This is a genomic window from Nocardiopsis listeri (genome assembly GCF_020741345.1).
GTDB lineage: Bacteria > Actinomycetota > Actinomycetes > Streptosporangiales > Streptosporangiaceae > Nocardiopsis > Nocardiopsis listeri_A.
This window is the reverse complement of the sequence record NZ_DYZD01000332.1, coordinates 1-6,928: the sequence shown is the minus strand read 5'-3', so window position 1 is coordinate 6,928 and position 6,928 is coordinate 1. Positions and strand designations below refer to the sequence as shown.

The window sequence follows — 6,928 nt, the reverse complement described above, 5'->3', positions numbered from 1 at the left end:
CCTCGGGGCCGATCCCGTCACCGGGGATGACGGCCAGTTTCACGGTGCGCACTGCCATACGGACTGCCTCTAACTCAGACGTGACCACGCCCGTGCTTCTCACATGACGAGATCAGATGAACAGTAGGTGAGACAACTGTACCGGTCCGAACGACCGGCACAGCCCCCCACCCGCGAATTCGCTCAGGCGCGACGGTTGATCGCGTCCTGCAGGGCGCGAGCGATCTCGTCATCGGTGTCGGGCGCGGACGGGTACTCGATCATGTCGTACATGTGATCCTCCGGATGCGTTGTGCGATGGCGCCCGAGCACGACGGGGCCATCACCGCTGAACGGCGTGGGCGACGGTGTCCACGGAAGAAAGGGGGACAAGGAGTTCGCCCCGGCGGGATCGCCTGCCGGAGTCACCGGAACGGGCCCCGGTGGGGGCGGGTTCGGCGTGGGTCGCGGCGCCGGGCGGTTTGCCCACGCCACCGACTCCTAGGGCTTCAGAATATCGGATGTCCAACTACATGACCAGAACTTCTCACCATGTGAGAAGTCTTTGCGTTTTTGCTGTTCAGAACGGTGCGAATGGACCGAATCAGCGTGGCGAACCACCGTGGATCACTTTCGAAGCCCGCCGAGCAGCAACCACGACCAGCGCCCCTGGGTAAGCGCCCGGATCCGACGCTCCCACCTTTCGGTCTCCGCCCGCCAGTGGGCGGCGTCCTTCTCCGCCTGGCGCATCTTCTTGTGCCAGTCCTTCGCCGGTTGTTCCCCGTCCTCCTCGGTCCCGGCGAGGATCTCGGCGCAGTCCATCACGTGGACGCCCCACAGCTCGGCCACCACTGCGTCCCGGCCCGCCGCGCCCACCCCCAGGTGTCGTGCCCGGGCGAAGGCCGCGGTGCGTTCCAGGCGCAGTGGATGGGACGGCCCTCCCACGCTCGGCACTCGGACGAGCCCGGCACCTTTCCGGTCCGCGGCCTTCGTCAAAGTACGTACCGCGCCCCGGTTCAAACACGTGCCGGGCGACAGCAACAGCCGGAAGGGGACATCCGGGTCGGGCTCCGGCTCGACCTCGGCGAAACCCACCCTCGGCTCACCCCTGTAGTTCTCGTGAACGAGCCGCACGTCCACCATCGGATCGTCGATCGTGGCGTGCCGCCCCGGCGCCACCCACCACCACTCGCCCACCAGTGTGATCCGGATGTCGGCCACGTCACCGGCCAGCAGGGCGTCCACCGTTTCGGTAACGTCCTCGAACCTGCGCCCGACCGTGTCGACCACCACGTCGGTGAAGGGCACCTGCCAGGTCCGCCCGGGTGCCCTGCGGCGGGTGTACTGCCGGGGCACCCGGTTCTCCAGGAACGGTCGTCGGTAGCACGCCGCCTCGTCTCGGTGCCGCTCCGTCGTCGGCCGCCCCAGGTGCAGGCCCTCCGCCGCAGGATCCGGGACGAAGACCGCGCCCCGTTGGGAGAGACGGTATCCGAGCTCGCTGTCCTCCCCCATGACCAACTCCGCTGCCGTTCCGCCGGTGGCCTCGAGCAGTTCGCGCCTCACCGAGGCCGTGGCCCCCGTGAACACCTCCCAGGCCCGGTGCCCGGACGAGCGCAGACCATCGGTCTCCTCCAGGACCTCGGTGATCCACTCCATGCCGCCCGTGCCCAGGCCCAGGGGGTCGGCCGTCTCCGTGCGGCGCACTCGGTCGTACACGTAGGCGGGGGTGAGCCCGGTACCCGGGTCCTCACCGAACACGACCCGACCCATGACGACGAGGTAGTCGGCCAGGTGGTGCCACCGCATCTGCGCCTCCACGTGGCGACGGCCGACGACCATGTCGGAGTCCAACCGCATCACGACGGACGCCTTCGTCGCCTCCACCCCCGCTTGAACCGCGTGCCCGGGCCCCCATCCATCCTCCGGGGCCTTGACCAATCGGGTGTGCTCCGGGTGGATCGACGGCAGCCGCAACGCCGGATCACTGCCGTCGTCCACCACCACGACCTCCATCAGGCCGCTCGGATAACTCTGCGCCGCCATCGACGCCAAGGTCAGATCCAACCTCTCCTGACCGCCATAGGCCGGGATCACCACACTCACCGACAACTCGGGCTCCCACTCCCCCAACGACGGCGGCTCCAACACCGAGTAATCGTTACGCCGGATCAACGGACGCGGTGCGGACAGCGTCCGCGTCGAGCCGCTCTGGGCGATCGTCATCGGTCGCTCCCTCGTACCGTCGTACCGGATTCCGCGGCCGGCACGTCCTGGGGATCGGAGTCGGACTCCAGTAGCGCGCTGGGCCGCCAGCCGAGCCACTGCCGCTGGGGCCCCCTCAGGAAGTAGCCGGAGGCCTCGCGCCAGGTGTGCCCGGTCCTCCTGCGCCGGATGACACATCCCAGCCCGTGGGTGCGATAGATCGAACCGCCCGCGTCCCGCACGTCGTCGAGGAGTCCCGCGTCCACCTTGTCCCCCCCCCACGGACGGAAGCCACCGACCTCCTCCATGACAGTGCGGTCGGTCAGCATCGCGGCACCGGTCACGTGTCGGGCGAAACGTTCTGAGGGGACCAGACACCGCACGGTGAGGCTCAACTGTTCCAGGTGGTAGTACTCCGTGGCACTGCCGACCAGGTCGGCTCCGGAATAACGGCGGGCCAACACCAGATCCGACAGATGATCCGGCCCGTACCAATCGTCATCGTCCATCTTCGCCACCAACGCACCACCGGCCCGAGCGATCGCCCCGTTCAGAACCGAACCGAACACCATCTTCGAATCCGACTCCCACACCACCAACTCACGCCCCGAAGCACGATAGGCATCGACCGCCTCCGAAACACCAGGAGCACCCACCCCGAACCCGTGCAACGCCAGCACCACCTCCACGTCCACACCCCGCTGACGCCCCACCTGACGCAGAGCAAAACCCACCATCTCCGGCCGCCGCGTACACAAAACCACCGACACCGAAGGCCCTACCGACCCCCCACAACCCGACCGATACCAACGCGCCTGCCGCCCGAACAGCCGCAACGCCACCCTCCGCAACCGAACACTGTGCTCCTCACGCAGCTGCGCATCGGCCATCCACGACTCGTCGACGGAAGTGACCGAATACGACAGCTCACCGCCCAGGCACCGGGCCCAGACGGGCACCGGCCCGCTCAGCAGCGGAATGCCCGCAGCGGCCAACCCGGCCACCGCACGCATCGCCGACACCGGCCCACTGTGCCGACCCCACTCCACCCTCACCGCACGCAGATCACGCAGACCCGCCACCACCACATCCGACACGGCACCGTCATCCGGCACCCGCCAACGCACACCACCCCCCACGACCAACACCCAACGACCACCACGCGAAACCAACCGCCCCACCTTCGCCGACGAGGACCTGGTGAACCCCATCGGATTCACCACCCGCTCATCCACAGCCGGAACACCACCCACCGACACACCCGACCCGACAGCACGACCGACCAACCCGCCGGTACGGCCCAACTCCTCCCAGGTGGGGCCCGCGCCAACGGCACCGTCCGAGCTCTCCGGCACCGGTACTTCCCGGCCCTGCCGACCACCCACCATCCCCTGGGCGACCGCACGAAAGACCACCTGGACCTCCACCGGATCGGTGAAGGCCAGTGCGCAGGACCAACCCCGGTCCGACAGACGACCCACGTGAAAGTCCAGCAGCCCCTCCCACCGCCCCGAACCGGGCACCACCGGAAAGGGCGGCCCGAAGTGCGGGGCCGAGGTCATGACCACGATCCGGACCTCAGTGGCCGACGGCAGCCCACCGCTCAGGGGGATGGCCGCGCGTAAGTCCGCTGTGGTCGCCGCGAGGAGAACGACACGTTCGACGGTCGCCTCGAACGAGAGCCCGGTCGCGCTCGACAGGTCGACGATCTCGATCTCGGGCTCGGAGCGAAAAGGAGCCGGTGTGGTCCCCCCGCCGATGTGGCACAGCACCAGACGCCCCGGCCCACGGCCCTTGAGGGCCTCGGCCAGGGCTCCGACCATCACGAGACCACCCGGGCGGTCACCGAGGTGTCCCCGAACACCTGCGCACCGGGCATCCCGCCGCGGATCTCTGTGCACAGTTCGGTCACCGAACGGGTCACCTTGTCCAGCCGATCGGTCAGTTCGTCGGCCCGACCGAACAGTTCGGCCCGATTCTCCCCCGCGATCTCGGCGACCTCTCGCACCTGTCGATCGAAGGCACGGCGCAGGTGCCTGATCTGGACGGTGATACGCCGCACCTGGATCACGAGCAGCAAGGTCAGGCCGGAGAGTGCGGCCAAAGCGATGATCTGTACGGCCGACCAGACGTCGATCAGCCCTAGGGAGAACAACAATCCGAGTATCACGGACACCGAGACCATCGAAAACAAAAACAGGAGAACAGGACGCCGCCGCAGAAATCGCAATTCGAACTCCATTCGAACTGATCAATGGGATTCACCCAAAACCGACCACGCAGAACGCCCACATGCGGACGGCCCAAGGACACGATTCCATTATCCCCCCGGCAACAAAGATCAAGACAAGTACACGCCCCAGGTTTTTGCCAATTCTTGGCACACATTCGAACACCGAAGCGGCAATCTGGAACGATCACCCCCAGCAACCCATAAGGCAATTAACACAACAGAAAGGCCGCCCCGACCAGATATCAATTAACAAGATCTGGACGAAACGGCCCTACTCCATCAACCCGGGGTCAGTCCTCCAGGTCGATCTGACGGACGATGTCCGCCTCGATCTCCGCGCCGATCGAGGCCAGGATCTCGTCCGGAACCGCGGAGTCGACGGTCAGCGCGATCAGCGCCTTGCCGCCCTCCTTGTCCCGGATGACCTGCATGCCCGCGATGTTGACCTCGGAGTCGCCGAGCAGCGCGCCGACCTTGCCGACGATTCCGGGGCGGTCCTCGTAGGAGAGGAACACCATGTGCTCGTCGAGGCTGATCTCCATCGTGTAGTTGTTGATCTCCACCAGCTTCTCGAACTGACGGGGGCCGGTGAGGGTACCGGAGACCGACACACGGGTGCCGTCGGCCAGCACACCGCGCACCGAGATCAGATTGCGCCAGTCGCTGCTGTCGTCGCTGGTGACGAGGTTGACCTCGACCCCGCGCTCCTTGGCCAGCAGCGGCGCGTTCACGAACGTCACGGTGTCCTCGACCACGTCGGTGAACACACCCTTGAGCGCGGCCAACTCCAACACCTTCACGTCGTGCTGGGCGATCTCGCCCCGCACCTCGACGTCGATGCGGGCGGCGAGCGCGCCGGCCAGCGACGTGAACACCCGACCCAGCTTCTCGGTGAGCGGCAGACCCGGCTTGATCTCCTCGGCCACACCGGTGCCCTGCACGTTCACCGCGTCCGGCACGAACTCGCCCGACAGGGCCAGCTTCACCGAACGGGCGACCTGGGTGCCGGCCTTTTCCTGGGCCTCGGAGGTGCTGGCGCCCAGGTGCGGGGCCACCACGACGTTCTCGAACTCGAACAGCGGGCTGTCGGTGGTCGGCTCCTTGGCGAACACGTCGATGCCCGCGCCGGCCACGCGCCCCTCCTTCAGGGCCCGGTACAGGGCGTCCTCGTCGAGGATGCCACCGCGCGCGGCGTTGATGACCCGAACCGAGGGCTTGACCTTGGACAGCGCCTCGTCGCCGATGAGGCCCAGGGTGTCCTTGTTCTTGGGCAGGTGGATGGTGATGAAGTCGGCGCGCGCCAGGAGGTCGTCGAGCGTGGTCATCTCCACGCCGATCTGCGCGGCGCGGGCCGGCTGCACGAACGGGTCGTAGGCGATGACCTTGGTGCCGAACGCCAACAGACGCTGGGCGACCAGCGCGCCGATACGGCCGAGGCCGACCACGCCGACGACCTTCTCGTACAGTTCCACACCCGTGTACTTGGAGCGCTTCCACTCACCGTTGATGAGGGCGTTGTGCGCGGGGGCGGTGTTGCGGGCGCTGGCCAGCAGCAGGTTGATGGCCTGCTCGGCGGCGCTGATGATGTTGGAGGTGGGGGCGTTGACGACGAGCACGCCGGCCTTGGTGGCCGATTCCACGTCGACGTTGTCCAGCCCCACACCCGCACGGGCCACGACCTGGAGGCGGTCGGCCGCGCCGACCGCCTCGGCGTCCACCTGGGTCGCGCTGCGCACGATCAGGGCATCGACGCCGGTCAGGGCCGGGAGCAGCTGAGACCGGTCCGCCCCGTCCACATGACGGACTTCGAAGTCCTCTTCGAGAAGCGCGATTCCGGCGGGCGAGAGCTTTTCCGCGACGAGTACGACGGGTTTGGGCACAACGGTTCCTTTGCAGGTGGTGCGACCCGATCGCGCAGGTGGAGGCGCTGCCCGAATCGGGTGTGACGGCCGATCCAAAGTCTATCTGTGGGGTAGGGAAGCCCACTGGGCGAGGGGCGGAAAAAGGGGGAAAGATGTCTCACCTTCCCCCCTTCCGATTCGAGAATCCCGCGTTTGTCAGGCCTTGAGCCAGCTCATCAGCGGACGCAGCTCGGCGCCCACCTTCTCGATCTGCTCGGCCTGCTCGGCCTCACGGCGCTTGGTGAAGGTCGGCTTGCCGTTGTCGAACTCGTCCATGAGCTCCTTGGCGTAGGTGCCGTCCTGGATCTCACCCAGGATCTTGCGCATCTCCTCGCGGGTCTGCTCGGTGATCAGGCGCGGGCCACGGGTGTAGCCGCCGTACTCGGCGTTGTCCGAGATCGACCAGTTCATCTTGGAGATGCCGCCCTCGTACAGGAGGTCGACGATCAGCTTCAGCTCGTGCAGGCACTCGAAGTAGGCGATCTCCGGCTGGTAGCCCGCCTCCACGAGGGTGGCGAAACCGGCCTTGACCAGCTCCTCGGTGCCACCGCACAGCACGGTCTGCTCACCGAACAGGTCGGTCTCGGTCTCCTCGGTGAAGGTGGTCTTGATG

The 6,928-nt window shown here is 67.0% G+C and carries 4 protein-coding genes and 1 pseudogene; all 5 read right to left on the bottom strand.

Features of this window, described 5'->3' with window-relative positions; genetic code table 11:
* Positions 1-606 precede the first annotated feature (606 nt).
* Positions 607-2,202: a glycosyltransferase family 2 protein gene (locus tag K8V84_RS17795; RefSeq protein WP_304076318.1), complete on the bottom strand. Its 1,596-nt coding sequence runs from the start codon at positions 2,200-2,202 to the stop codon at positions 607-609.
* Complete coding sequence (locus tag K8V84_RS17790) at positions 2,199-4,004, bottom strand: glycosyltransferase family A protein (protein ID WP_304076316.1); 1,806 nt, start codon at positions 4,002-4,004, stop codon at positions 2,199-2,201. The genes K8V84_RS17795 and K8V84_RS17790 overlap by 4 nt, the downstream gene beginning before the upstream one ends.
* The gene (locus K8V84_RS17785; protein ID WP_304076314.1) at positions 4,004-4,366 is read right to left on the bottom strand and encodes a hypothetical protein; all 363 of its coding nucleotides are present in this window, start codon (positions 4,364-4,366) and stop codon (positions 4,004-4,006) included. Before K8V84_RS17785 ends, K8V84_RS17790 begins: the two co-directional genes overlap by 1 nt.
* 338 nt (positions 4,367-4,704) lie before the next feature.
* Positions 4,705-6,294 carry a phosphoglycerate dehydrogenase gene (serA, locus tag K8V84_RS17780; RefSeq protein WP_304076312.1) on the bottom strand — a complete coding sequence of 530 codons (1,590 nt, stop codon included), beginning with the start codon at positions 6,292-6,294 and terminating at the stop codon, positions 4,705-4,707.
* A gap of 177 nt (positions 6,295-6,471) precedes the next feature.
* A pseudogene (locus tag K8V84_RS17775) lies at positions 6,472-6,928 on the bottom strand (ketol-acid reductoisomerase); the annotation flags it as partial.

Excerpts from the sequence above, each read along its gene's own strand:
- K8V84_RS17790 (WP_304076316.1), bottom strand. The coding sequence starts at position 4,004 with ATGGTCGGAGCCCTGGCCGAGGCCCTCAAGGGCCGTGGGCCGGGGCGT.
- K8V84_RS17785 (WP_304076314.1), bottom strand. The coding sequence starts at position 4,366 with ATGGTCTCGGTGTCCGTGATACTCGGATTGTTGTTCTCCCTAGGGCTG.
- K8V84_RS17795 (WP_304076318.1), bottom strand. The coding sequence starts at position 2,202 with ATGACGATCGCCCAGAGCGGCTCGACGCGGACGCTGTCCGCACCGCGT.